A 25,958-nucleotide genomic window follows, 5' to 3' on the forward strand; every position below is an offset into this window, starting at 1 on the left:
GGCAATAGAAAAGGTAGAGTGGGGTAATTGTGAGGGAAAATCGACGGTCAGGAAAGCCGTATTCGGCCCGACAGAAGCCGGGCCGGATGGGATTAAGTGTCGCTATGAATATTCAGCGCCCGGCGGGTACGACCGGAGCTGAGGTATTCGGCAATATAGTCCTGGGATATTTCGCCGTTATAGCGTCCCTCTTCATCGACGATGGGCATCCAGCTGGTATTGCTCTCGTAAAGGCGCGACAGCACAACGCGCAGGTTGTCCTCGGCTTTGCCGGTGATGCGGAACGGATGGATAATATCGCCACAGGCCCCCGTAGCATTTCGGGCTTCCCGACGCTTAACAAATCCAAGCGGCTTGCCCTGACCATCGACCACGGTGACGGCGCGAATATCGTTATCGTCCATGAGCGCGAAGGCTTCCATTAAAGCCGTATCTGGGCGCACGGTAAGGGTCGGCTGTTGGTCGGTGACATCACCCGCTGATACCAGCAGCAGACGCTTCAGGGTGCGGTCCTGGCCGACAAAAGAGCCGACAAAGTCGTTCGCCGGTTTTGCCAACAGCTCGTCAGGGCTGGCGCACTGTACAATACGCCCCTGGCGGAAGACGGCAATACGATCCCCCAGCTTGAGCGCTTCGTCGATGTCGTGGCTCACCAGCATCACCGTCTTTTTCAGCTTACGCTGCATCTCCAGGAACTGATTCTGAATCACTTCGCGGTTGATGGGGTCGACGGCGCCGAAGGGCTCATCCATCAACAGTACCGGCGGATCCGCCGCCAGGGCGCGAATCACGCCGATACGCTGCTGCTGACCGCCGGACATTTCGCGCGGATAGCGGTTCAGGAACTTGTGCGGATCCATCGCCACCATGTCCATCAACTCTGTGGCGCGTTCTTTACAACGTTTCTTGTCCCAGCCCAGCATGCGGGGGACCACGGTGATGTTCTCTTCGATGGTCATATTCGGGAAAAGACCGATCTGCTGAATCACATACCCGATGCTACGACGCAGGGTTACGGTATCCATGCCGGTGGTATCTTCACCGTTAATCAAAATTTTGCCGCTGCTGGGGGCAATCAAGCGGTTGATCATCTTCAGCGTAGTGGTTTTACCGCAGCCGGAAGGGCCCAGCAGCACACACATTTCGCCCTCGGGCACGTTCAGATTAACGTTATCTACCGCTTTCACGCCCTGACCATTTTTCTGGGCAAATTGTTTGGTGAGGTTTTCCAGTTTTATCATTATCGAATCCCCTTTGGAGTCAGAACGCGCTGCAAACGGTGCAGCAGCCAGTCCAGCACAATGGCTAACAGACAAATCATTACGGCGCCGGCAATCAGCATACGGATATCACTGCCGCCGATGCCGTTCAGTAACAGCAGCCCCAGACCGCCCGCGCCAATCACGGCGGCGATTGCCATCACCCCGATATTCATCACTACGGCGGTACGAATGCCGCCAAAGATGACCGGCAGTGCCATCGGGATCTCAACCCAGCGCAGGCGCTGCCAGAAGGTCATGCCGATACCGCGCCCCGCCTCCTGCAGACCGGACGGAAGGCTGTCGAGGGCGGTATGGGTGTTACGTACAATGGGCAGCAGTGAGTAGAGAAACACGGCGGTGATGGCAGGCAGGGCGCCAATGCCATGACCGATCAGCGAAAAGAGCGGAATCATCAGCCCGAACAGCGCAATCGACGGTATGGTCAGCAGGATGGTGGTCAGGCCAAGTATCGGCGTGGCCAGCCATTTATGGCGGACAATCAGAATCCCGAGTGGAACGCCGATGATTATCGCCAGCCCTACCGCCAGCGCGACCAGCCACAGGTGCTGGAAGGTGAGGGTCATCAGATAACCCCAGTTGTCTATGATGTAGTGAATCGTCTCCATCTCTCCTCCTTACAGCAGATTTTTGCTTCGCAGGAAGTCGCGAGCGACCTGCTGGGGTGACTGATGATCGATATCCACTTTTTTATTCAGCTCGGTGATCACCTCATTATTTAACTGGTCAGAGAGCGTGTTCAGCGCCTCCTCCAGTCCCGGGTTCGCTTTCAGCGTATCCTGGCGCACCACCGGCGTAACCGCATAGCTGGGGAAGAAGCCTTTGTCATCTTCCAGCACCTTCAGGTCGAAGCCTTTTACCCGACCATCGGTGGTGTAGATCAGGCCGGCATCGACGAAACCGTCACGAATGGCGTTATAGACCAGACCCGGATCCATCTGGCGGATCTGTGGGCGGTCAAGCTCCAGCTGGTAGGCAGCCTGCAGAGGTTTCATGCCATCGCTGCGCCCGGAAAACTCCAGATCCAACCCCAGCAGCCAGTTATTGTCCGGATCGGTTTTACGGATTTTTTCAATTCTTTCCACCATCTCCGACATGGTATTAATGTGCTCCGCTTCGGCCCGCTTGCGCTGCATGGCGAAGGCGTAGGTATTGTTCATATCGGCCGGTTTAAGCCACACCAGACCGTGCTTCGCATCCAGGCGTTTTACCGTCTCGTAAGACTCTTCGGGCGACATGCGCTTATTGATATGGTTAAAGATAATCAGCGAGGTGCCTGTGTACTCCCAGGTCATGTCAATCTGCTTGTTGATCATGGCATTACGGGAGATCACCGTCGCGATGTTGGTCTTTGGCTGAACCTCAAAGCCTTTTTTTTGCAGATACTGCACGGTCATGGCGGAGAGGATATGTTGCTCGGTGAAGCTTTTGGTCGCCAGAATCAGTGGCGCGGCCTGCGCTTGCGCGACTAAGAGCGTGGCAGCACACAGCCCTGCCAGGCGGGAAAAGAGTGTCATGGTGGCTCCTTATTATAATTATCAGGCGGTGTGCGGGCTCAGAAGACGGCCCAGCACGGCCAGCAACGTATCCAGAATCAGGGCAAACAGCGCCGTGGCGGCAGCACCCAGAATCAGCGTCGGGAAGTCGTTCAGGTAGATGCCCGGGAAGATCAGCTCGCCATAGCTGCTGGCCCCGATCAGAAACGCCAGTGGCGCGGTGCCCACGTTAATGGCGGTTGCGATGCGGATCCCCGATAAGATTACCGGCCAGGCATTGGGCAGCTCGACCTGACACAGGCGTTGCCATTTGGTCATGCCGATGCCATTTGCCGCCTCCAGTAAGGAAGAGGGAACTGAACAGAGCCCGGCGTAGGTGTTACGCACAATGGGCAGCAGCGAAGCAAGGAAAAGGGCGATGATGGCCGGAGTGTCACCGATGCCAATCACCACCATCGCCAGCGCCAGTACGGCCAGCGGTGGCAATGTATTACCGACGTTAAAGATCTGCATTACATATTCGGCAATACCGCGTGCGGCGGGACGGCTGAGGGCAATACCGCTGGGAATGCCAATCAACAAAGCAAAAAACATGGAGGAAAAGACCAGGATGAGATGCTGCTGGCCGAGATAGATCAGGTCAACCTGGCGCGCTTTTATCGTCTCAAGGCCAATTCCCCAGGTAAGCAGCCCGAGTACCACGGCGATGGCGGCGATAAATAACAGTGCGCGTGTGAAAAACGATGCGTGCATTGCGGTGTGTCTCCCTGTTGTGCATGCGTTATAGCAACCTGTTGGTCGCCTGTTGTTATGCCATGTTCCGGCAGGGTCTTTTTCAGCTATAGCAACGAGCCGGCAAAGGTGCCAGTTAATGACAAAAAGTGTTGCGCAAGGTTTAGAGGGAAAACAGGGTGTTACGCCTTATGGCATAACGTATGGCACAGGGCCGAGCAGAATAGTCTTAAACCGCGATGCTACAAGTGACAACGTCACTATGGTGGCGGCTGTCAACCCTGAAAACGCGGGTCTGGCAGCCTGGTCTGTTCGCCTGTACTCTTCGCGTTACCGTTCAGCGTCTCTTACGTGGTGACCTGAGCCAGCATAAAAAGAACTATCACAAATTCTGCAGAGGGAAGTGAGTGTGTTGCAGGGAAAAACAGGGGTGACTGGCGCACCCACGACAGCGCTAAAAATTATTGCCACGGGCATTGCGTTACCGGGAGAAAAAATCGTATCCGCAACGCTGGACCGCCAGCTCGGTAAGCCCGAAGGCTATGTTGAGCGACGCTCAAATATTCTCTGGCGCTATCATGCCACGGCAGAGGCCAGCCAGGCGGCTCTGGCGGCAGAGGCGCTGCATAACGCACTGGCCTCGGCGTCGCTCGCCCCCTCGTCCATCGACCTGCTGATTTGCGCCTCGGCCATTGCCGTTCAGGCGCTACCCTGCAGCGCGATCCATATTTTGCAGGCGGCGAATATGCCCGCAGGCGTAGCCGGATTTGACATTAACAGCAGCTGCGTGAGCTTCATCTCTGCACTGGAAGTGGCGGCCGGCCTGCTCAATAGCGGCGCTTATCGGCGTATTGCTATTGTCTCGGCGGATATCGCTTCGCGGGGTATCGACTGGGCGCATGAAGAGTCTTCGCTGATCTTTGGCGACGGCGCGGCCTGCGCTATCGTTGAACGAGGAGACGGGGCCAGCGGTATCGTCGCCAGTCTGATTGAAATGTATCCTGATGGCAGCGAGCTGTGTGAAATCCGCGCCGGTGGCACGCGACGTAACCCGCGCACGGGCATGACCGATAGCGATTTCCTGTTCCACATGCAGGGCAAACGCCTGTTCCGCTTCGCCGCATCGCTGATTGAGGACTATTTTGCACGTTTGCTGCAAAAAAGCGGTATTGCCCTTGATGAGATTGCTACCGTGGTACCCCATCAGGCCAGCCATCTTTCGCTTGAGCATATGCGTAAGCGCCTCAAGGTGCCGGAAGCGGTACTGGTCGACATCTATCGCTACTACGGTAATCAGGTGGCGGCCTCAATTCCGACTGCGTTACATGAAGCGGTCATCTCCGGGCGTTTCCAGCCGGGTAAACCCGTCATGCTGATTGGGACGGCAGCGGGGTTGACCCTTGCAGGAATGGTGCTGATCCCATGAAAATCCTGGTCACAGGCGCGACCAGCGGACTGGGTCGCAATGCGGTTTCGCAATTACTGGCGCAAGGGCATCAGGTGGTCGCCACCGGTCGCAATCGGTCGGAAGGCAACGCTTTAATGCAGGCGGGGGCGCACTTTATTCCGCTCGAGTTAACGACTGCCAGCGAGGCGGAGTGCCGCCAGTTGATGAACGGCTGCGACGCAGTATGGCACTGTGCCGCGAAATCGTCGCCCTGGGGCGGGCGCGCCGCCTTCTGGCAGGCCAATGTCGAGTCCACCCGCCGCCTGGCGCAGGCCGCTGGGGAGCTGGAAATCCCCCGCTTTATTCATATTTCGACTCCAGCCATCTATTTCGACTTTCAGCATCGCTACGATGTACAAGAGAGTGACCGGGCGCGCCATTTTTCCAGCCATTACGCCAGCAGCAAATACGCCGCTGAAGAGCGGATTCAGGCTGCGGTTGCGCGCTTCCCGGCCACCACCTTTGTGCTTCTGCGCCCGCGCGGCCTGTTCGGCCCTCACGACAGGGTGATCGTACCGCGGCTATTGCAGCAACTGCACCGCGACGGCGGCGTGCTGCGCTTGCCACGCGGCGGAGAGGCGCTTCTCGATCTGACCTATGTCGAAAACGTGGTGCACGCCATGACCCTCGCCACCGGCGAGGCCGGGCTGCGCTCCGGCAGCGTCTATAACATCACTAACCATCAGCCGCAGCAGCTTAAAACGATGCTCAACGCGCTGCTGCACCAGCAGCTTGGCCTGAACTATCGCATCCAGGCGCTGCCCTGGCCGCTAATGTCGCTGGTGGCTCGCGGTATGGAGCTAGTGGGCCATTGCAGCGGCAAGGAACCACGCATTACCCGCTATAGTGCGGGCACGGTCTGTTTCGATATGACCTTAAGTCAACAAAGGGCCATTGATGAACTGGGGTATCACCCGGTGTTTACAATGGATGATGGCATCGCACGTACCGGGGAGTGGCTAAGAACGCATGGCAACGATTACCGCCTTTGAAGTGGGCTACTGTACCCATATTGGCTGCATGGCGCTGAAAGGCGCCGGCTTTCGCGTTTGCAAATTTCCTTCCCGCGCGTGGCTGCTGGAGGCAGGGGGCAAGCGATGGCTATGGGATACGGGTTATGCCTCGTGGTTTGAGCAATATACCCGCGAAGGCGTTTTTCGCATTTATCGCCAGATGACGCCCGTCTACTTTGACCCGCAGGCGTCGCTGGCCCAACAGCTGCTCGCGCGCGGCATCACCGGCGGGGATATCGACGGCATTATTCTGTCGCATTTCCACGCCGACCATGTTGCCGGGTTACGCGATTTTCCTGGCGTAGCCTGCCTCTGCTCGGGGGAAGGCTGGCAGCAGGTGAGACATTTGCGTGGCTTTGCCGCGCTGCGGCAGGCCTTTGTCCCCGGGCTATTTCCCGCTGAGTTTGAATCGTCACTCACTTTTTTTGAACGCTTCGAATGCGTGGCGTTACCTGCGGCGCTGATGCCCTTTGATCGTGGGTATCTATTGCCCGGTAGCAATGACGAAATTCTGCTGGTGCCGTTGCCAGGCCATGCCGCAGGGCATTTTGGCGCCTTTGTGCTTACCGATGCGGGATGGACCCTACTGGCGGCAGATGCCGCCTGGTCTCCCACCAGTTACCGGGAGCTGAAAGGGCCGTCGCGTCTGGCGAACCTGGTAATGTCTGACCCGGCGGCGTTTTATCGCACGCTGGAAAATCTCAACCAGCTCTGGCAACAAGGGCAGGTGGATATCCGTCTTTGCCATGAGGGAGACTTATGATCCCGCTTCGGCTGCTATGGCGCTATTATCGCACCCGCCATCTGCGTTTTACCGACCGCGAGGCGCTGGAAGCGTGGCAGACCCGGCGCCTGGAAAGGTTTAAAAAACGGGTGCTGTCCCGAAGCCCATGGTTTCGCCGTTATCTCAGGTTACCGCTCAGCCAGTGGCCCACCATGGATAAGGCGCTGATGATGGAAAAGTTCGATGAAATGAACACCGCCGGGCTGAAGCGCGACGCGCTGATGGCCTGTGCGCTGCATAGCGAGCAGAGTCGGGATTTTCGTCCAACGACAGGGCGCTATAGCGTGGGGCTCTCGTCGGGGACCTCCGGGCGACGCGGGTTGTTTGTGGTCAGCCCGTATGAGCAGCAGGTCTGGGCCGCCGGGGTACTGGCGAAAGCGTTGCCGGATGGCCTGTTCGCCGGCGAGCGCGTGGCGCTTTTTTTGCGTGCGGATAACAACCTCTATCAGAGCGTCAATAACCGCTGGCTGAGCCTCGAGTTTTACGATCTACTGGCACCGTTTTCTGCCGGGCTTTCCCGTCTTGCACAACAATCTCCGACCCTGATCGTTGCCCCGGCGCAGGTGCTGCGCGCCCTGGCGCTGGCGGTACAGGCCGGCGAGCTGAGCTTATCGGTGAAAAAGGTCATCTCGGTAGCAGAGGTGCTGGACGAACAGGACAAAGCCTTGCTCAAACAGACTTTTGGTTCAGTGGGGGAAATCTATCAGGCAACGGAAGGTTTTCTGGCGTCAACCTGTGCTCATGGCACGCTGCATCTTAATGAAGAGTTTGTGCATATTGAGCCCCAGTGGCTGGACGATCGCCGCTTTATTCCGTTGATTACCGATTTTACGCGCACCACTCAGCCCATTGTGCGCTATCGGCTTGACGATGTGCTGGTTGCGCGCACGACACCATGCCCCTGCGGCAACGCCGCCCGCGCCATCGAGCGCATCGAAGGGCGCCGGGACGATCAACTGCAACTTCCCGATCGGGCGGGTAAGCCACAGGTGGTGTTTGCTGATGCCTGTAGCCGCGTGCTGGCCCAGACATTGCCTCTGACGGCGGACTACCGTCTGGAGCAGAACGGAGCGGCGAGCCTGACATTAATAGCGGATTGCGACAAGGCGATCCTTGAGCAGTGTCGCTCGGCTCTCAGCGAGCTCTTCACCCGCCAGGGGATCGCCCCCGCGTCGCTGGACTGGTCCTTAATTTCCCGGCCGTTACCGGCGCACTTTGCCCATAAAAGACGGCGTATCGTCCGTCGCCAGGGGGAAGCATGAATGCGATAAAACCCCGTCTGTGGCACATGCTTCTCGGCTGGGGGGCGGTGGGGGTGGCCTACGCACTCAGCGATCGTCTGCAGGGGAAGGGATATCATCTGACACCGATGGCTATCGATTCCAGTATTCCTTTCTCGCCCTCGGCAATCTGGCTCTATTTGTCGTTTTTCCTGCTGGTGCCGCTTGGGTATTTGCTGGTTCCGCGCGATCGCTTGCGCTGGCTGACATGCGCCATGCAGCTGTCGGCGCTGGGTGCAGGCGTGATTTACCTGCTCTGGCCGACCACGCTTCATTATCCCACTTATTCTTCCGACGGCAGCGCGTCGCAACTTCTGACCTGGCTTATTAGCGTCGATTCACCACAAAACTGTTTTCCATCGCTGCATGCGGCGTTAACCCTGCTTTCCGTCTGGGCTATTGCCGCCAGACGGCAGGGCGTATTGACGGTGGCAAGCCTGGTCTGGGCGCTTGCCATTGGATATTCGATCCTGCAGCTGCGCAGGCATCTGTTTATCGATCTGCTGGGCGGCGGCATGCTGGCCTGGGGATGCGGCTGGCTGGCGTTACGCCTGGAGAGGCGTCGGACATTACACAGGGAGCGTATTAATGAGTGATTTACTGGTTCCGATTATTGTTATGCTGGTTCTGGTGTTTGGCGAAGCGGGCATTTTACACCTGACCGGGCGACAAAAAATCGACTGGCACGACGTTGTCTTTAACATCAACTCCGGGCATATCGTCCTGTGGTTGTTTAGATGCACCGAGGTGCTCTGTTACGGGCTGGTCTTCAGCCGCTTCAGTCTGCACCTTTTTGATGGCGTATCACCGGTCTGGCTGTGGTTGTTCACCCTTCTGGCGTGGGATTTTGGTTTTTATTGGCTCCATCGCCTTCACCACACGCTGCGCCCTCTTTGGGCGGTACATGTGGTGCACCATCAGGGCGAGCATTTCAATCTTTCACTGGGGGTGAGGAACTCATGGTACTCCTCATTAACGGGGATCCCGTTCTTTCTGGTGTTAGCGGTGCTCGGCGTCCCGTTAAGCGTTATTTTAGTCGTCTCCGTGCTGCATTACAGCGTGCAGTTCTTTAACCACAATGCCTTAACACCAAAGTTGGGTTGGCTAGAATATCTGTTTGTTACACCGTCACATCATCGGGTACACCATTACAAGGCGCGCCGCTTTGCCGATTCCAATTACGGCGGTACCTTTATCTTTTGGGACAAGTTATTTGGTACTTTTTGTCACGTCACGCCACCCGTCGAGCCCGGTTACGGTGTGCAGGGTGAACGTCCTTCCTCTAATCCTTTGCGAGAGAGCAATGTGCCTTTCCTGCGCATGCTTGGGGTGCGAAAAACGCGTGCTCAACCGCCCCGGCGGTTTAACGCCTCAGCTACGATCGTGATCGCCGGCGCGCTCTTACTGTTTGGCCTGGTGCTGGGTTATATCCAGCTTTACGGCTACGACATTGAGCGGGTCACCACGCAGCAGACCGCGCTGTTTTTATTACTGGCCGCAGGGTCTATCGCGCTGGGCGGGATCAGCGATGGGCAGCGGTGGGGAGTGGTGCTCTGGCTGCTGGTGACGCTGGGGTTGCCGCTGCTGTTTATCGGCATCTGGGACTGGCGCCAGCCTTACTGGCTGGGGGTGATGGCCGGGCTCGTTGTGCACGCCATTGCGCTGTTGGCGGGTCAAGGGCGCAGGGTGAACGAGGCACAGCGTGAACCTGTTTAATCCGCAAAAATCGATTCGTTTTCCTGCAGACGATCCACGCCTGGTTAGGGCGTTACAGCGTGAGTCACGGGCGTTATTGGCAAAAAATAATGATCACCGCTACGCCGATGCGCGCACTGTCGGTAAAGCGCTAGCTCTGCTGGCGCTGTGTCTGCTCTGTTATGGCGTGGCGCTAATCCAGCAGCACCTGTTGCCCTTTTTTGTCTGGTATCTGCTGATGATAGTCTGCGCAATGTTACTGGCGGTGAATGTTATGCATGACGCCTCCCACAATGCCTTTCTGCGCGGCAGGAGGGCGAACCGGTGGCTAAACCGGCTCATCACGGTACCGCTGGGCATGGATCCGGACTGCTGGCGGGTGCGTCACGTACGTTTTCACCACAGTTATACCCATATCGAATGCTACGATCCTGATACCGCCGAAAACGGTCTGCTGCGCCAGAGCCCCTGGCAGCGCTGGCGGCCCATAATGCAGGCGCAGCGCTACTACTGGCCGCTGGTGGCCGCATTGACCTTTCCCTGGTATATCTGGGTGATGGACTGGCTCGACAGAGGCGGGCTGACGCCGGTCACTCCCCACCTCGAGAAGCGTGGATTCGACGGCTGGTGGGTTTTTCTCTGCGGTAAGGGGGCACACATCGCGTTCTCGCTGCTGTTACCTTGCTGGGTGATGGCAGACAGTTTTAGCACCGGAACAGTAGCGGGTGTCTATCTGGCGAGCCAGATGACCTCGTCGCTCTTCTTCGTGATGCTGGTCATCGGTACCCACTGGGCGAAAGGCCATGCGCAGTTACCTCCTGAAAACGGCAAGATGAGTGAGGGCAGGCTGGCCCATGTCTTCACTACCACCTTTGACTGGTCTACCCGTCCGGCATGGCTGGGCTACTGGCTGGGCGGGCTGAATCTTCATCTGACCCATCATCTCTTTCCGCACTGGAATCATCGTCATTATCACGATTTAAGTCAGGTGATTGAGGCCATAGCGCGTGAAGAAGGGCTGGATTACCAGCGCCTGTCGCTGCGCGACCTGCTGAAGCTCCAGCAGCGATTTTTAACACGGATGGGTGAAAAGCCAGAGGCGTAAACCTGCCCCGAAGGGCAGGTTTATCAACGATAGAGCGGCTTTTTCGCGACCGGGACGGGCAGCGCCGTTCGCCACGACTCCAGCGTCAGGCGGGCCAGTTGGGCGAGCGCGCAATAGAATGGATGCTTTGCCTCCTGTTCCAGCACGGAGAGAAAACGCTGACTCCAGGGCAGCAGATGTTCTGCCAGTAGCGCATCGCGGGCATCGTCACGCCCGTTTTCACTTAGCCAGGCGGCGAGCATCAACAGGGTACCGAAATGATCTTCGGGCTCATTTTGCTGAGCCTCAACGGTTATGGCGTTATCACGCATCCACTGGCGCAGCGCGAGCGTCGAGTCACCAAATAGCACCGATTCACGATCCAGCCAAACCGAACCCCATGGCGGAGCAGGTAGCGCATAGGGGCCGATAAAGAGCCGCTGCCAGGCTTCAGGTAACGGTTCATCGGCCGGCGCTTGCAGGATCTCAACCACAGGTTGCAGCTGTTCCGATGAAAGAGGCCAGTCGGCGGCCCAGTCCGTTGTGGAGAGGGCCGTTACCAGCGGTGCCGCCTCGGCGCTATCCGGTGCGTACCAGAACAGGGCGCCCAGAACCCGGGCGCTAAAAGCGAAAGATTCGCGATGTAAAACAGAATTCATGCCAACATCCCTTGCAGTGGCGCGGGGCAAACCCGCGCCGGTTTATCCGGCGATAGCCACGCCGGTTGTCATATGCAGACCATAAAAAAGGCCACGGCCGATTAACTCACCCACGACGACCAGAACAAGCCCCGCAGCAAGCCCCCAGGTTTTCGGCGACTGGCGTCGCAGCAGTGGGCACAGCCAGCATCCCAGCCCGGCAGCAAGCAGTATGATACGCCACACCTGCAGCGAACCATACTCCGGTAGCAGGGTACTGGCCTGCTGCACGGAGCTGTGAACAGTGGCGAGCATGTTGCTTTGCAGCACCACCACTGCCACAGCGACCAGCAGCGCCAGGACGCTTAATGCCGCCGCCTGGCTATGGACCTTCACTTTTGCCGCCTGCAATAACAGCGCAGCAAAAATCGGGCCGCCCAACAGCACCGTCAGGAAGAAGCCCAGGGTGGTATATCCATTATGCCAGGTGGGGACGGTATCGATCTGATAGACGCGGGTCATTGCCCAGACAAAACCGATCCCCAGAATTTGGGTGATCACCAGCCAGGCGGTGTAGAGCGCATCCGGCAGTTTCTTCAACATCGCCAGCAACCAGCCGAGGCCGCCTACGGCAAAGAAGAGCGAACCACTGGCGATTTCGTTACTGAGGGCAGAGTCCCCGATGCGGTTCAGGGAGTTAAAGGCCCGCAGCGGCGAGCCCAGATGCAGCACCGAGGCAATAAAGCCCGCCCCCATCACCAGCCAGACGAAGAACATCATGCGCAGGATCCGCTCCCGTGCCGGACCCTCGCTTTCCCGCATCAGGACAAAACCCATCACCAGTATTGCCCCCACGGCACACTGCCCAAATACCGTAAAAATGACCAGAGGCCATTCATGCCATCCGCTTCCCATCTCACACCTCCTTCGGATTGGCCAGATAGCCGGTGGTATCACCCGTTGGTCGGCTGTTGGCATTGGGTTTAATGACAATACTTGGTTTCGTAAAGTGCGCCGACGGCAGCGGCGCAACGGCTGCCAGCTTGCCGTGTTTCTGCCGCAGCTCGTCGATCGGGCCGAAGTCCAGTGCACGCAGCGGGCAGGACTCCACGCAGACCGGCTTTTTGCCCTCTGCCACGCGATCGTAACAGCCATCGCATTTGGTCATGTGGCCTTTGGCTGCGTTGTACTGTGGCGCGCCGTACGGGCAGGCCATATGGCAATAGCGGCAGCCAATGCAGACTTCTTCGTTAACCACCACAAAGCCGTCTTCCCGCTTGTGCATGGCGCCGCTCGGGCAGACTTTGGTGCAGGCCGGGTCTTCGCAGTGGTTACAGGCAATCGACAGATAGTAGGCAAAGACGTTCTGCTGCCAGACACCGTTATCCTCCTGCCAGTCGCCCCCTGCGTATTCATAAATGCGGCGGAAGCTCACGTCCGGGGTCAGATCTTTGTAATCTTTACAGGCCAGCTCGCAGGTTTTGCACCCGGTGCAGCGGCTGGAGTCAATATAAAATCCATACTGGGTGGTCATCGACTACTCCTTATGCCTTCTCAATTTGCACCAGGTTGGTGTGCTGAGGGTTCCCCTTCGCCAGCGGTGAGGGGCGATGCGTGGTGAGGGTGTTAACGCAGGCACCGTGATCGACGCGATCGCCATTCATGTCGGCGTTATGCCAGGCGCCCTGGCCCATCGCGCTGACGCCGGGCATGATGCGCGGCGTGACTTTTGCGGCAATACGCAGTTCGCCGCGGCCGTTAAACACCCGGACCAGATCGCCGTTTTTAATCCCACGCGACGCGGCATCGAGCGGATTGATCCACACCTCCTGGCGACAGGCGGCCTCCAGCACGTCGATGTTGCCGTAGGTTGAGTGGGTGCGTCCCTTGAAGTGGAAACCAAAAAGCTGAAGCGGATAGCGGTCACGCGCCGGATCATCCCAGCCTTCAAAGGTGTGAGCATAGATGGGCAGGGGGCTGATGGTCTCGTCTGGCGCAAGCTCCCAGCGATGGGCGATATCTGCAAGCTTGCTGGAGTAGATTTCAATTTTGCCGGAGGGCGTTTTCAGCGGGTTGTTAAGAGGGTCTTCGCGGAATTTCTTGTACGCCACAAAGTGCCCGGCAGGATCGCGTCGCTTATAGATGCCCATTTTCTTCAGCTCATCATAAGCGGGTAAAAGCGGATCCCGGGCCACCATCTTCGCATAAAGGTATTGCAGCCATTCTGACTGCGTGCGCCCCTCTGTAAATTTATCGTAGACATCCTTGCCGAGACGTTTAGCCACCTCACTCATTATCCAGTAGATAGGTTTGCGCTCAAATTTGGGCGAGGTCGCCGGTTGCAGGAAGATGAGATATCCCATATTCCCGGCGTAGTCGTTAGGGATGATATCTTCCTGCTCTACGGTCATTAAATCGGGCAGCAGCAGGTCGGCGTACTTCGCCGAGGAGGTCATAAAGTTGTCGATCACCACAATCATCTCGCATTGACTCTCGTCCTGCAGAATGGCGTGGGTTTTGTTGATATCCGAGTGCTGGTTAGTGATGCAGTTTCCGGCATAGTTCCAGATAAATTTGATGGGGACATCCAGCTTCTCTTTACCGCGTACGCCATCGCGGGTAGCGGTCATTTCCGGTCCGCGGGCGATGGCATCCGTCCAGCTAAAACAGGAGATTTGCGTTTTGACCGGATTTTCCAGCACCGGCATGCGCTCGATAGTGATGGTATAGGTAGATTCCCGCGCGCCACTGTTGCCACCATGGGTGCCGACGTTGCCGGTAAGGATTGGCAGCATTGCGATGGCGCGCGCACTCAGCTCGCCGTTGGCATGACGCTGTGGACCCCACCCCTGGCTGATATAGGCCGGTTTAGCGCTGCCGATTTCGCGCGCCAGCTTCACAATACGTTCGGCAGGAATACCGGTAATTTTGGCCGCCCATTCAGGTGTTTTGGCGAGACCGTCCTCGCCGTCCCCCAGAATCCAGGCTTTGTAATGCCCGTTGGCCGGGGCACCATCTGGCAGGGTTTTTTCGTCGTATCCCACGCAGTAGGTATCAAGAAAGGCTTGATCAACCCGATTTTCGGTAATCAATACCCAGGCCAGGGCGCTCACCAGTGCGGCGTCGGTGCCGGGACGGATGGGTATCCATTCATCTTCACGTCCGGCCGCGGTGTCGGTATAGCGCGGATCGATGACGATCATTCGGGCGTTTGAGCGCTCCCGCGCCTGTTCGAGGTAGTAGGTAATACCCCCGCCGCTCATGCGCGTCTCCGCCGGGTTGTTGCCAAACATGACGACCAGTTGGCTGTTCTCGATGTCGGAGGTGCTGTTACCCTCGTTGCTGCCGTAGGTGTAGGGCATGGCACAGGCTATCTGTGCGGTACTGTAAGTACCATAATGGCTGAGGAAGCCGCCGTAACAGTTCATCAGGCGTGCCACCAGCGAGGCATACGGGGACGAACGGGTCACGTTGCCGCCAACGATGCCAGAGGAGTAGTTGATGTAGACCGCTTCGTTACCGTACTGGCTTACCACCTTTTTCAGGCTGTCGGTCAGCAGGTTCAGGGCTTCATCCCAGCTGATACGTTCAAATTTTCCTTCGCCGCGTTTGCCCACCCGTTTCATCGGATAGTTAAGGCGATCCGGGTGATTCATACGCCGGCGGATAGAGCGGCCGCGCAGGCAGGCGCGAACCTGGTGATTGCCGTAGATATCTTCGCCGGTGTTATCGGTTTCGACCCGCCACACTTCGTCATCGCGAACGTGCAGACGCAGCGCGCAGCGGCTGCCACAGTTAACAGAACAGGCGCCCCAGACGACTTTATCTTCTGCAGGCTGCGTGGCTTGCTGAACTGCCGCAGCCGCGCTACGTAACCCAAAAGGCAAGGAAATCCCGCCCGCTGCAAGAGCGAGGGAACCGATAGCGGTGGATTTGACGAGGCTTCGGCGACTGATCGCCCCCCAGTGCTGATGATCGGACATAGCTCACTCCATCGTTATTGTTGTGCAAACAATTTCATGCCTGATGATTACCAGGCTAATGACGAAGGGAGTGTTACCTGTTTAGAGGTAGAAAATATTAATCCTTATCAATGAAGAGGGCATTTCCCCCGCCAGGGCGGGGGAAAGTTACTGGGGCTCGGTGGGAGCATTGTCTTGCGTGGCGGCACCGCTTACCGGGTAATTGCCGCTGCTGGTGCGGGTATAGAGAATTTTATAACTGTCATTAGCACAGTGACCAACAACCTGAGTATCGGGTTGATCGCTTTGGTCGTTCGGCACAATGTTGAGGGTAAAACCCGACTCGGGTACGCCATTATTGATAATTCGCTGCTGTATATCGCTTTTAACCCGTTCGCAGGAATCGGGTGCCGCCAGGGCAGCCGGAGCCACGCCAGCCAGCAGCAGTGCAGTAATCAAAGGTAACTGTTTCATAACCGCCTCCTTTAGTTTGGCATCAGGTTAATTTTAGCAGGCTTAGTGTAAACGTCTGTATTTGCTAATATGATTGAGAATTATCTCCAGATTTGGTGAGTTACGTGAAGAAAATTGCAGCCAGTTTAGCCCTGACGACACTGTTGGCGGGATGTGATAACGCCTCAGCACCGCTTTCGTTTACGCCTGAAATGGCAAGCTTTTCTAATGAATTTGACTTTGATCCCCTGCGCGGACCGGTAAAAGAGTTCAGTCAGACTCTGATGAATGAGAAAGGGGAAGTGGCGAAACGGGTCAGCGGTTCGTTATCCACCGAAGGGTGTTTCGATACCCTGGAGATCCACGACATCGAATCGAATTCGGGGGTGGCGCTGGTACTTAATGCTAACTACTACCTCGACGCGCAGACGATGCAGAAAAAGTTGCGTTTACAGGGTAAATGTCAGCTGGCAGAGATGGTTGCTTCAGGCACTTCATGGGAGACCAATGACGCCGGGTTTATTGTCAGCGCGCACGGGAAAGAGAACGATGTTAGCTATCGTTACGATGTGGATGGATATCCGTTGGGCAAGACGAGCGTTTCAGGGGAACAACGGCTGTCGGTGGCATCCAAACCTACTGCGGATCTTCGCAAGCGGCTGGATTATACCGCCGTCAGCATGCTGAACGACAAGACGCTGGGTAACGTTAAACAGAGTTGCGATTACGATCGCCATGACAACCCCGTGACCTGCGAGCTCCTGATTGTGGATCAGAGCGTAAAACCGGCGCAGGAACACAAATACACCATCAAAAACACAATTGATTACTATTGAGAAACCGCGCAGGGATCTGCGCGGTGAAGTGCAGGGCGATTAGGGTGCCAGGCTGCGGCCGGTGCGGCGGTCAAGGCAGCGCAGGGTATTGGGTTCCCAGTAGGCATTAACGTTCGCGCTTTGCTGGCACTTATCGCGCGCATCAAAGGCCACGTCCTCTTTATCCCACTCTTTCTCTGCGCGGGTATTAACTTTATGGCGCAGGCTGCGGGTGTCGTTCCACTGCTCTTTATCCATTGCAGCGTTCTGACGGCTTTGCGCGCTATCCCCGGATTCGATAATCAACTTGCTGGTATTGGCAGAGACTGGAGCGATAAACATCGCCGCCAGCAGGGCAACCAATCCGAGACGTGTACTCATTGTATTCATGGTGATTTTCTCCCGAACGGCGAAGATTCGAAAATGACGCCGTCGATTCTACAACAGTCCATTTTGAGGGCAAAACCACATCAGCTGTGTGGAACGCTTCCTTATAGAGTTGGGTATAATAACTCAACCCCCTTCAAAGTACGTTAAATATGATTAAAACAACTTTACTCTTTTTCGCCACTGCAGTTTGTGAAATTTTGGGCTGTTTCCTGCCCTGGCTCTGGCTGAAGCGGGGTGGTTCGGTGTTTCTGTTGCTGCCTGCGGCGGTAGCGCTGGCGCTGTTTGTCTGGTTATTGACTCTGCATCCGGCGGCCAGCGGCAGGGTCTATGCCGCCTACGGTGGTGTCTATGTCTGTACGGCTCTCCTCTGGTTACGGGTCGTGGATGGGATGAAACTGAGCTCGTATGACTGGGCAGGCGCGGCGATAGCGCTCTGCGGCATGCTGATTATCGTGGCAGGATGGGGGCGCCCCTGAGCGCCTCTTTTTGTGATCCGGTGAGGATTTTTTGATCGCAATACTTGTATGGTAGTAGGCTTATTGCATAAATTTCCTGCATCACAACGCAAGATGTAAGGAACCGGAACATGAAGATTGTTGGGGCTGAAGTATTTGTTACCTGCCCGGGACGTAATTTTGTCACGCTGAAAATTACCACTGACGACGGTATCGTCGGGCTCGGCGATGCCACCCTGAATGGTCGCGAGCTTTCTGTCGCCTCCTACCTGAAAGATCACCTCTGTCCGCAACTGATTGGCCGCGATGCGCATCGCATCGAGGATATCTGGCAGTTCTTCTATAAAGGCGCTTACTGGCGTCGCGGCCCGGTGACTATGTCTGCTCTTTCGGCCGTGGATATGGCGCTGTGGGACATTAAGGCTAAAGCTGCAAACATGCCGCTCTATCAGCTGTTGGGCGGCGCCTCCCGTGAAGGGGTGATGGTTTACTGCCACACCACCGGCCATAGCATTGATGATGTGCTGGAAGATTACGCCCGCCACAAAGAGATGGGCTTTAAGGCGATTCGTGTGCAGTGCGGTGTGCCGGGTATGAAAACCACCTACGGCATGTCGAAGGGCAAAGGGCTGGCCTACGAGCCTGCCACCAAAGGCAACTGGCCGGAAGAGCAGCTCTGGTCAACCGAAAAATATCTCGATTTCACACCGAAGCTGTTCGATGCCGTGCGGAATAAATTTGGTTTTAACGAGCATTTGCTGCACGACATGCACCACCGTCTGACGCCAATTGAAGCTGCGCGTTTCGGTAAGAGCATCGAGGCGTTCCGCATGTTCTGGATGGAAGATCCTACGCCGGCAGAGAACCAGGCGTGCTTCCGTTTAATTCGTCAGCATACCGTAACCCCGATTGCGGTAGGCGAAGTCTTTAATAGCATCTGGGACTGCAAACAGCTGATTGAAGAACAGCTGATCGACTATATCCGCACTACCATTACCCACGCGGGGGGGATCACCGGCATGCGTCGTATCGCCGATTTCGCCTCGCTCTACCAGGTACGTACCGGCTCGCACGGGCCGTCGGATCTGTCGCCGATCTGCCACGCGGCGGCTCTTCATTTTGACCTGTGGGTGCCGAACTTTGGCGTACAGGAGTATATGGGCTATTCCGAACAGATGCTGGAAGTCTTCCCGCATAGCTGGCGTTTCGACAACGGCTACATGCACCCAGGCGACAAGCCCGGACTCGGCATCGAGTTTGATGAAAAACTGGCCGCAAAATATCCCTACGATCCCGCCTATCTGCCGGTTGCCCGTCTGGAAGATGGCACCCTGTGGAACTGGTAAAGGAGCAGAAGATGAAAAGTATCGTCATCCAGAAACCTGAAGAGCTGGTCATTGAAGAGCGACCGCGGGCAGAGCCCGCAGCCGGGGAGGTGCGGGTTAAGGTGAAGCTGGCGGGAATTTGTGGTTCCGATAGCCATATCTATCGTGGCCATAACCCCTTCGCCAAATATCCACGGGTCATCGGTCATGAATTCTTTGGTGTGATTGATGCCGTGGGCGAGGGGGTTGACCACGCGCGCATAGGGCAGCGAGTCTCTGTCGACCCGGTGATCAGCTGCGGCCACTGCTATCCCTGTTCGGTGGGTAAGCCCAATGTCTGTACCTCACTGGTGGTGCTGGGGGTGCACCGTGACGGCGGCTTTAGCGAGTATGCCGTGGTGCCAGAAAAAAATGCCTGGCCCATCCCGGATACCATCAGCGACAGACATGCGGTCATGGTGGAGCCCTTCACGATTGCCGCGAACGTCACCGGACATGCCAGCCCTCTAGAACAGGATGTGGCCTTGATTTATGGGGCGGGCCCCATGGGCCTGGTTACCACTCAGGCGCTGAAAGAGGTGTACAACGTCAGTCAGGTCATCGTGGTCGATCGTATCGACGAGCGTCTGGAGATGGCGCAACGCAGCGGTGCGGACTGGGTGATTAACAACGGCAATCGTTCACTGCAGGCAGAGCTGGAAGCAAAAGGGATCAAACCGACGTTAATCATCGACGCGGCCTGTCATCCGTCGATTTTGCAGGAAGCCGTTACGGTGGCATCCCCTGCGGCACGTATTGTGCTGATGGGCTTTTCCAGCGAGCCAAGCCAGGTTGTCCAGCAGGGGATCACCGGCAAAGAGTTGTCGATCTTCTCGTCGCGACTGAATGCCAATAAGTTCCCGGTGGTGATTAGCTGGCTCGAGCAGGGACTTATCGACCCTGACAAACTTATTACCCATACCTTTGATTATCACGATGTTAAAGACGCCATTGAACGCTTTGAAAAAGACCAGCGGCACTGCTGCAAGGTATTACTGACGTTCTCTTAATTACGACGAATGCGGTTTGGTAGTACGCATCTTACCCTGTTGAGATAGCCAATATGACTCAAGTACAACATGAAAGAAGCACCTCTGATCTCGTCAAAGCCGCAGTCTCGGGCTGGCTTGGGACTGCACTCGAATTCATGGATTTTCAGCTCTACTCGCTGGGCGCCGCGCTGGTCTTTCACGAGATTTTCTTCCCGGAACAGTCTGCCGCAATGGCCCTGATCCTGGCGATGGGTACCTACGGCGCGGGGTATATCGCCCGTATCGTGGGGGCTTTTATCTTCGGGAAAATGGGCGACAGCATTGGCCGTAAAAAAGTGCTGTTTATCACCATTACCATGATGGGGATCTGCACCACCCTGATCGGCGTGCTGCCTACTTATGCGCAGATCGGGATTTTTGCGCCGGTGTTGCTGGTCACGCTGCGTATCATCCAGGGGCTGGGCGCCGGGGCGGAAATCTCCGGGGCAGGCACCATGCTGGCGGAGTATGCGCCGAAAGGTAAACGCGGGATCATCTCTTCACTGGTGGCGATGGGCACCAACTGCGGCACCCTGAGCGCCACTGCGATCTGGGCGATTATGTTCTTTGCCCTCGACCGGGAAGAGTTGGTGGCATGGGGCTGGCGTATCCCGTTCCTTGCAAGCGTGGTGGTCATGATCTTTGCTATCTGGTTGCGTATGAACCTGAAAGAGAGCCCGGTCTTTGAAAAGGTGAATGCCGAAGAGGCGCCAGCCGTGACTGCACCGCAGGAGAGCACTCTGGGGGCGATGTTTAAAAGCAAATCCTTCTGGCTGGCGACCGGCTTGCGCTTTGGTCAGGCGGGTAATTCCGGGTTGATTCAGACGTTCCTGGCGGGCTATCTGGTGCAGACGCTGCTGTTTAATAAGAGCATCCCTACCGATGCGCTGATGATCAGTTCGTTCCTGGGCTTTATCTCGATTCCACTGCTGGGCTGGCTCTCAGATAAGTTTGGCCGTCGCTTACCCTATATTATCCTCAATATTTCGGCCATTCTTCTGGCCTGGCCGATGCTGTCGATTATCGTCGACAAAGCCAACGCGCCAGGGGTGATCATGGCGTCCATTATCATCATCCACAACGTCGCGGTGCTGGGGCTGTTTGCACTGGAAAACATTACCATGGCGGAGATGTTTGGCTCGCGTAATCGCTTTACCCGCATGGCGATCTCGAAAGAGGCGGGGGGGCTGGTGGCGGTGGGCTTCGGTCCGGTGCTGGCAGGAATTTTCTGCAATATGACCGGTGCCTGGTGGCCGATCGCGGTCATGGTGGTGGTCTACTCGGTGATTGGTCTGGTCTCTGCGGTGCTGATGCCCGAAGTGCGTGACCGTGATCTGAGCGCCCTGGAAGATGCAGCCGAAGCAAAGCCTGCGCGGGATGGCGCGCGCGCTAAACAGGGCGCTTTATCCTGATGGCGAATGTTGTCACACAGCTTTCAATAGCTGTCACACCACTTGCCTAAAAGTTAACGTAAATCAATAACCCGGCTTCAACAATCAGTATGGTAGATGGCAGCTCTCTTTTTTATAGCTTCTACCATTCTAGTTAGTTTAGTAAGCCGGTGCCGCCGCGACTCCTCTGGGACGCGGCGACGCGCCTGAGATAAATCTTCGCTAAAAGAGTCAATTATGGAAAATCCGTTATTAAAGGCAAACGCGACGCTCCCGCGCTACGATCGAAACACCCTGCAAACGCGCATTGTTCATCTCGGTTTTGGTGCATTCCACCGTGCGCATCAGGCAGTCTACACCGATATCCTGGCGGCAGAGCAGGGCAGCGACTGGGGATACTGCGAGGTTAATTTGATCGGCGGTGAGCAGCAAATTGCCGATCTTCGCGCGCAGGATAACCTCTATACCGTAGCGGAAATGTCTGCCGATGCCTGGACTGCACGCATTGTTGGGGTGGTCACAAAAGCGCTGCATGTGGATGTGGACGGCCTGGAAACCGTGCTGGCAGCCATGTGCGACCCGCAAATCGCCATCGTTTCGCTGACCATTACGGAAAAAGGTTATTGCCATGCACCTGCCAGCGGGGAACTGATGCTCGATCATCCGTTTATCGTGGCAGACCTGCGGAACCCCATCAGCCAAAATCTGCTCCCGGCGTGGTGGTCGAGGCGCTATCTCGTCGTAAACAGCGAGGGCTGCCGGCCTTTACCGTGATGTCGTGCGACAACATGCCTGAAAATGGTCACGTTACCCGAAATGTTATTTGTGCTTACGCCCGGGCGGTAGAAAGCGAGCTGGCGGAATGGATTGAGGCGAACGTCACCTTCCCGTCCACCATGGTGGATCGTATTGTGCCTGCCGTTACCGCCGATACGCTGGATAAAATCGCGCACATCACCGGCGTACGCGACCCTGCCGGGGTTGCCTGTGAACCCTTCCGCCAGTGGGTAGTCGAGGATAACTTTGTAGCAGGGCGACCGGCGTGGGAAAAGGCAGGGGCGGAGCTGGTTTCAGACGTTGTCCCCTTCGAAGAGATGAAGCTGCGTATGTTAAACGGCAGCCACTCCTTCCTCGCCTATCTGGGCTATCTGGCGGGTTATCAGCATATCAATGACTGCATGGAAGATACGAACTACCGCCACGCAGCGCAGGCGCTGATGCTTCAGGAGCAGGCGCCCACGTTGAAGGTGAAAGGGGTAGACCTTCACCGTTATGCTGAACTGTTAATTGCCCGCTACAGCAATCCGGCGTTGCGTCACCGCACCTGGCAGATAGCCATGGACGGTAGCCAGAAACTGCCGCAGCGAATGCTCGATTCCGTGCGCTGGCATCGGGCACATCAACGTAGCTTCCCGCTGTTGGCGCTGGGCGTGGCGGGCTGGATGCGCTATGTGAGCGGAGTAGATGAGCAGGGACAACCTATCGAGGTGTGCGACCCGCTGCTGCCGGTTATTCAGGCGGCGGTACAGCACAGTGAAGAAGGGGTGAGTCGGGTCACGGCGCTGATGGGTATTGAAGCGATTTTCGGCAATGAATTACCGCAGGATGAAATCTTTGTTGAGGCGGTGAAACAGGCTTATCTCACGCTGTTGAAGCTGGGGGCGAAGGCGACGGTGGCGCAGTACGCCGCTTCCCGCTGAGTCAGGAGATGCCGCCGTGCGCGGCGGCATGATTCGGCCTCTTAATGCAAACCGAGGCGGATGAGTTCAACCGGTTCGAATCGGCCTTCTACGCCCTCGACTTCTACCGTTTTGCTGCGGCGTACCTGAGCGGCGCTCAGCCCTTCGCTATGAATCGCGCGGATGGTGCCTGTAGTGCCGGTGCTATTAATCATTACCCGGCTGCCGGTGGAAATTGCGTTACGGTTGCGGTCGTAAGTCATCATCATATTTCTCCTCTAATGCTAACCGAAGCGACGTGATGGTTCTTGCCGCTCACGGGATAGTATTAATACGCCTGTAGCGCAGCCGTTTTTTTGTTTTTGATCAAACTCACACTTTTTTATCTCACAGCAAGAATAACTCAGGCCGACATTTCTTTACCTCTTAAGGTAATTTCCTGACGGGACTGTTTAGGAATGGTTTGATTTCATCGTGTCACTCTTAATAACGGTAAGCAAACTGGCTAGCGCAATAAGGAGAGAGACGATGTACAAAAGAATATTGATGCCTGTCGATGTCTTTGAAATGGATTTAAGCGATAAAGCGGTGCGCCATGCTTCTTTTCTCGCTAAGGCTGATAATGCCACCATCACGCTATTAAACATTCTGCCGGTCAGCGGACGCGCCATGTTACGAGGTTTCTCGTCAGACATTAAAAAGTTTGAAAACTATATGACGCAAGAGTCAGAGAAGAAGATGAATGAGTTGAAGCGGCTATTCGATATTGCGCCGGAAAATATTCAGACGCGGGTACGATTCGGTAATGTGCGTGACGAAATCATTGCCATGAGTGCTGACGGTGAATATGACGTGATTGTTATTGGCTCAAAAAAACCGGGCGTCACCACCCATCTGTTAGGTTCAAACGCCGAATCCGTCTTACGCTATGCCAAAATTCCGGTATTAGTGGTTCGCTAATTATTTTGCCGCATCCTGGTAATATAACAGGATGCGTCAGCATTATTCTTCGCTAAACCAGTCGCTATTTTCTTGGCGAATTAACTGCACGGACTCGCCAATCTCCTGCAGATGCAGCGTCATCGCCTTTTCCACCGCATCCCCATCGCGTTTTTCCAGCGCGCTGAAAATATCGTAGTGTTGGCGTAACAGCATCTCGGGCGGGGAGACATGGTCAAGGCTCATATAACGCACCCGATCGATAGTCGCCTTAATGTTTTCAACCGTATCCCAGGCCAGCTGGCAGTCGGCGATTTGCGCCAGCTTCTGGTGGAATTCGTCGTCGAGCTGGAAAAAGTCATTAAGTTGCTTGCGCTCAATAGCTATACGCTGCTGGTGCAGATTTTGTTCCAGCAAATAACACTGATTGTCGTTTACCTGGCTGGCGGCGCGACGGACCACCGCACACTCAATGGCCTGGCGCACGAAGCAGCCATTACGCACCTGATTAAGCGAGATTTTATTAACATAGCTACCACGCTGCGGACGGATCTGGATGAGTCCATTTTCAGCCAGTTTGATAAAAGCTTCACGCACTGGCTGACGGGAGACGTCAAAGCGCACGGAGACCTCTTTTTCCGACAGCGGCGTTCCCGGCGGAATCAGGCAACGCACAATATCGCGGCGCAAAATGCGGTAGATTTGCTGGTTGACGGGCTGTGTAGGATTAAGTTGCGATTCTGCGGCCATGCGTTGTGATTTCTCGAAGAATTAAGCGGTAAATACTACCATTCTTTTGCCGGTCATCCCATACCCGGCCCGCAGGCCGGGAGAGGAAGATCAGCCGCGATGGACGCTCAGGCCAGCAAAGCTCTGGCTGACCGGCATCATCTCTACGGTGTTGATATTGACATGTTTCGGCAGGGTCGCGACCCACCAGACCGTCTCGGTGACATCTTCTGGGGTCAGGGCCTGGGTATTCTCGTAGGTTTTACCGGCTTTATCGTCGTCGCCTTTGAAGCGCACGTTAGAGAACTCGGTTCCGCCCACCAGACCTGGCTCGATATCGGTCACGCGAAGAGCGGTGCCGTGCAGATCGGTACGCAGGTTGAGGCTGAATTGACGAACAAAAGCTTTCGTGGCGCCATAAACGTTACCCCCTGCATAAGGCCAGCTGCCCGCAGTAGAGCCAATATTAATGACATGGCCGCGGTTACGCTCAACCATACCCGGCAGCACGGCACGGGTCATGTAGACCAGTCCTTTGTTGTTGGTGTCGATCATCGTTTCCCAGTCTTCAACGCTGGCTTTATGCGCAGGCTCCATGCCCAGCGCCAGACCGGCGTTGTTAACCAGCACATCAATTTCACGCCACTCGGCAGGGAGGTTTGCGATCATCTCTTCAATGGCGGCGCGGTTACGCACGTCCAGCTGCGCGGTCAGAATGCTGTCACCCAGCTCATCCTTCAGCTCTTGCAAACGCTCCTGACGGCGGCCCGTGGCAATCACTTTGTGACCGTTGGCCACAAAACGACGGGTAATACTTTCACCAAAACCTGCGGTCGCTCCAGTTACTAAAATAATCATCTCACTGTTCCTCAACGCTTTTTGTGTTGTACTACCATAGCATGTGATCTGACACAGGGTAAGGGCCTCTGCATGGCCTTAATGTGGGCTACTCATTGCCCCACTGATTGAGGAAGTTGGCAACGTCATCAATGCGCAGCGGGTTAATACCGGCCTCGGCGGCCATCTCTTGCTGGGCTTCTTCACTGATCTCTTCGTTATTCATTAAACGGGTGATCAGCAACTGAAAATAGTGCGCCAGCGTGTCGCGCTCGGCGTCGTTAACGGCAATGTCTGTTTCAGTGGCGTACTCGTCAACGATGTCGTAAAACTTGAGGGGAATGTCGTGGTTCATTGTTTTCTCCGAAAGAGTGCCGGGGATTGGGTTGGCTGTGAGAGATAATAGCATTGTAATGGCTCAGCCTGGCACTCTTCAGGTTTGCGGGAAGTGAGGAAAAAGAATA

27 protein-coding genes and 1 pseudogene are annotated in these 25,958 nt (G+C 56.1%); 14 read left to right on the forward strand and 14 right to left on the reverse strand.

Translation table 11 applies throughout. From position 1 onward, the window contains the following. Positions 1–92: 92 nt before the first annotated feature. Genes osmV through osmY form a run of 4 tightly spaced genes read right to left on the reverse strand, consistent with a single transcriptional unit; the run spans position 93 to position 3,529 of the window. Entirely contained in the window at positions 93–1,241 is a 1,149-nt protein-coding gene (osmV, locus tag B3B59_RS09975; protein WP_046887260.1) for an osmoprotectant ABC transporter ATP-binding protein OsmV, read from the reverse strand. Further along, positions 1,241–1,888, reverse strand: coding sequence for an osmoprotectant ABC transporter permease OsmW (gene osmW, locus B3B59_RS09980; RefSeq protein ID WP_040075814.1), 648 nt, complete (start codon positions 1,886–1,888; stop codon positions 1,241–1,243). Before osmW ends, osmV begins: the two co-directional genes overlap by 1 nt. Positions 1,889–1,897: 9 nt before the next feature. Beyond that, positions 1,898–2,797 carry a glycine betaine ABC transporter substrate-binding protein gene (locus B3B59_RS09985; RefSeq protein ID WP_046887261.1) on the reverse strand — a complete coding sequence of 300 codons (900 nt, stop codon included), beginning with the start codon at positions 2,795–2,797 and terminating at the stop codon, positions 1,898–1,900. A 21-nt stretch (positions 2,798–2,818) separates the two neighbouring features. After that, the gene (gene osmY / locus B3B59_RS09990; RefSeq protein ID WP_046887262.1) at positions 2,819–3,529 is read right to left on the reverse strand and encodes an osmoprotectant ABC transporter permease OsmY; all 711 of its coding nucleotides are present in this window, start codon (positions 3,527–3,529) and stop codon (positions 2,819–2,821) included. Between the two features lie 388 nt (positions 3,530–3,917). On the opposite strand from osmY, the gene B3B59_RS09995 reads away from it, so the two are divergent. From B3B59_RS09995 to B3B59_RS10025, 7 genes are read left to right on the forward strand one after another with little or no spacing between them, the layout of a single operon-like run. Further along, the gene (locus B3B59_RS09995) at positions 3,918–4,934 is read left to right on the forward strand and encodes a 3-oxoacyl-[acyl-carrier-protein] synthase III C-terminal domain-containing protein (protein ID WP_253274084.1); all 1,017 of its coding nucleotides are present in this window, start codon (positions 3,918–3,920) and stop codon (positions 4,932–4,934) included. Continuing rightward, positions 4,931–5,947 carry an NAD-dependent epimerase/dehydratase family protein gene (locus tag B3B59_RS10000; RefSeq protein ID WP_046887264.1) on the forward strand — a complete coding sequence of 339 codons (1,017 nt, stop codon included), beginning with the start codon at positions 4,931–4,933 and terminating at the stop codon, positions 5,945–5,947. The genes B3B59_RS09995 and B3B59_RS10000 overlap by 4 nt, the downstream gene beginning before the upstream one ends. Continuing rightward, positions 5,925–6,731, forward strand: a complete 807-nt coding sequence (locus B3B59_RS10005; protein ID WP_286808872.1) for an MBL fold metallo-hydrolase — start codon at positions 5,925–5,927, stop codon at positions 6,729–6,731. The genes B3B59_RS10000 and B3B59_RS10005 overlap by 23 nt, the downstream gene beginning before the upstream one ends. Next, on the forward strand, positions 6,728–8,014 hold the full coding sequence (locus tag B3B59_RS10010) for a F390 synthetase-related protein (RefSeq protein WP_286808873.1): 1,287 nt from the start codon (positions 6,728–6,730) through the stop codon (positions 8,012–8,014). The genes B3B59_RS10005 and B3B59_RS10010 overlap by 4 nt, the downstream gene beginning before the upstream one ends. After that, positions 8,011–8,628, forward strand: a complete 618-nt coding sequence (locus B3B59_RS10015; protein ID WP_286808874.1) for a phosphatase PAP2 family protein — start codon at positions 8,011–8,013, stop codon at positions 8,626–8,628. The genes B3B59_RS10010 and B3B59_RS10015 overlap by 4 nt, the downstream gene beginning before the upstream one ends. Further along, positions 8,621–9,748 (forward strand): sterol desaturase family protein, encoded by a 1,128-nt coding sequence (locus tag B3B59_RS10020; RefSeq protein WP_286808875.1) that lies wholly within the window; start codon positions 8,621–8,623, stop codon positions 9,746–9,748. Before B3B59_RS10015 ends, B3B59_RS10020 begins: the two co-directional genes overlap by 8 nt. Further along, on the forward strand, positions 9,735–10,832 hold the full coding sequence (locus B3B59_RS10025) for a fatty acid desaturase family protein (protein WP_286808877.1): 1,098 nt from the start codon (positions 9,735–9,737) through the stop codon (positions 10,830–10,832). The genes B3B59_RS10020 and B3B59_RS10025 overlap by 14 nt, the downstream gene beginning before the upstream one ends. A 23-nt stretch (positions 10,833–10,855) precedes the next feature. On the opposite strand, the gene dmsD is transcribed toward B3B59_RS10025, so the two are convergent. The 5 genes from dmsD to B3B59_RS10050 all read right to left on the reverse strand — a co-directional run bounded on the left by dmsD (position 10,856) and on the right by B3B59_RS10050 (position 15,885). After that, positions 10,856–11,470 carry a Tat proofreading chaperone DmsD gene (gene dmsD / locus B3B59_RS10030; protein ID WP_286808878.1) on the reverse strand — a complete coding sequence of 205 codons (615 nt, stop codon included), beginning with the start codon at positions 11,468–11,470 and terminating at the stop codon, positions 10,856–10,858. A gap of 42 nt (positions 11,471–11,512) precedes the next feature. After that, positions 11,513–12,364, reverse strand: a complete 852-nt coding sequence (locus B3B59_RS10035) for a dimethyl sulfoxide reductase anchor subunit family protein (RefSeq protein ID WP_286808879.1) — start codon at positions 12,362–12,364, stop codon at positions 11,513–11,515. Position 12,365: 1 nt separating this feature from the next. Next, complete coding sequence (locus B3B59_RS10040) at positions 12,366–12,983, reverse strand: DMSO/selenate family reductase complex B subunit (protein WP_040075798.1); 618 nt, start codon at positions 12,981–12,983, stop codon at positions 12,366–12,368. A gap of 10 nt (positions 12,984–12,993) precedes the next feature. Continuing rightward, the gene (gene ynfE, locus B3B59_RS10045) at positions 12,994–15,432 is read right to left on the reverse strand and encodes a selenate/tellurate reductase subunit YnfE (protein ID WP_286808880.1); all 2,439 of its coding nucleotides are present in this window, start codon (positions 15,430–15,432) and stop codon (positions 12,994–12,996) included. A gap of 147 nt (positions 15,433–15,579) precedes the next feature. After that, entirely contained in the window at positions 15,580–15,885 is a 306-nt protein-coding gene (locus B3B59_RS10050) for a DUF1161 domain-containing protein (protein WP_207293691.1), read from the reverse strand. Between the two features lie 104 nt (positions 15,886–15,989). On the opposite strand from B3B59_RS10050, the gene B3B59_RS10055 reads away from it, so the two are divergent. Further along, on the forward strand, positions 15,990–16,700 hold the full coding sequence (locus B3B59_RS10055; RefSeq protein WP_414671903.1) for a YnfC family lipoprotein: 711 nt from the start codon (positions 15,990–15,992) through the stop codon (positions 16,698–16,700). 39 nt (positions 16,701–16,739) lie between these two features. On the opposite strand, the gene B3B59_RS10060 is transcribed toward B3B59_RS10055, so the two are convergent. Further along, complete coding sequence (locus B3B59_RS10060) at positions 16,740–17,069, reverse strand: DUF1283 family protein (RefSeq protein WP_046885567.1); 330 nt, start codon at positions 17,067–17,069, stop codon at positions 16,740–16,742. A 149-nt stretch (positions 17,070–17,218) separates the two neighbouring features. Here B3B59_RS10060 and B3B59_RS10065 point away from each other — a divergent pair, with 149 nt between their 5' ends. The 5 genes and pseudogenes from B3B59_RS10065 (at position 17,219) to B3B59_RS10085 (ending at position 23,010) form a co-directional block, all read left to right on the forward strand. Further along, on the forward strand, positions 17,219–17,545 hold the full coding sequence (locus B3B59_RS10065; RefSeq protein ID WP_286808882.1) for a YnfA family protein: 327 nt from the start codon (positions 17,219–17,221) through the stop codon (positions 17,543–17,545). 110 nt (positions 17,546–17,655) lie between these two features. Further along, entirely contained in the window at positions 17,656–18,870 is a 1,215-nt protein-coding gene (gene rspA / locus B3B59_RS10070; RefSeq protein ID WP_040075792.1) for a starvation-sensing protein RspA, read from the forward strand. 11 nt (positions 18,871–18,881) lie between these two features. Further along, on the forward strand, positions 18,882–19,898 hold the full coding sequence (locus B3B59_RS10075) for a Zn-dependent oxidoreductase (RefSeq protein ID WP_286808884.1): 1,017 nt from the start codon (positions 18,882–18,884) through the stop codon (positions 19,896–19,898). A 53-nt stretch (positions 19,899–19,951) separates the two neighbouring features. Next, positions 19,952–21,331: an MFS transporter gene (locus B3B59_RS10080; RefSeq protein ID WP_040075790.1), complete on the forward strand. Its 1,380-nt coding sequence runs from the start codon at positions 19,952–19,954 to the stop codon at positions 21,329–21,331. A gap of 216 nt (positions 21,332–21,547) precedes the next feature. After that, a pseudogene (locus B3B59_RS10085) lies at positions 21,548–23,010 on the forward strand (mannitol dehydrogenase family protein). A 41-nt stretch (positions 23,011–23,051) separates the two neighbouring features. On the opposite strand, the gene ydfZ reads toward B3B59_RS10085, so the two are convergent. Continuing rightward, on the reverse strand, positions 23,052–23,255 hold the full coding sequence (ydfZ, locus tag B3B59_RS10090) for a putative selenium delivery protein YdfZ (RefSeq protein ID WP_040075787.1): 204 nt from the start codon (positions 23,253–23,255) through the stop codon (positions 23,052–23,054). A 262-nt stretch (positions 23,256–23,517) separates the two neighbouring features. On the opposite strand from ydfZ, the gene B3B59_RS10095 reads away from it, so the two are divergent. After that, positions 23,518–23,949 (forward strand): universal stress protein, encoded by a 432-nt coding sequence (locus tag B3B59_RS10095; protein ID WP_046885571.1) that lies wholly within the window; start codon positions 23,518–23,520, stop codon positions 23,947–23,949. Between the two features lie 42 nt (positions 23,950–23,991). On the opposite strand, the gene B3B59_RS10100 is transcribed toward B3B59_RS10095, so the two are convergent. The 3 genes from B3B59_RS10100 to B3B59_RS10110 form a co-directional block, all read right to left on the reverse strand. Continuing rightward, positions 23,992–24,678 carry a GntR family transcriptional regulator gene (locus tag B3B59_RS10100; RefSeq protein WP_040075785.1) on the reverse strand — a complete coding sequence of 229 codons (687 nt, stop codon included), beginning with the start codon at positions 24,676–24,678 and terminating at the stop codon, positions 23,992–23,994. 90 nt (positions 24,679–24,768) lie between these two features. Continuing rightward, complete coding sequence (gene ydfG, locus B3B59_RS10105) at positions 24,769–25,515, reverse strand: bifunctional NADP-dependent 3-hydroxy acid dehydrogenase/3-hydroxypropionate dehydrogenase YdfG (RefSeq protein ID WP_046885572.1); 747 nt, start codon at positions 25,513–25,515, stop codon at positions 24,769–24,771. Positions 25,516–25,603: 88 nt separating this feature from the next. Beyond that, positions 25,604–25,849 (reverse strand): YmjA family protein, encoded by a 246-nt coding sequence (locus tag B3B59_RS10110; RefSeq protein WP_046885573.1) that lies wholly within the window; start codon positions 25,847–25,849, stop codon positions 25,604–25,606. Positions 25,850–25,958: the final 109 nt, after the last annotated feature.

The sequence above is a fragment of the Leclercia sp. UBA2479 genome, assembly GCF_002341985.1.
In the GTDB taxonomy this organism is placed as follows: domain Bacteria; phylum Pseudomonadota; class Gammaproteobacteria; order Enterobacterales; family Enterobacteriaceae; genus Enterobacter; species Enterobacter pneumoniae.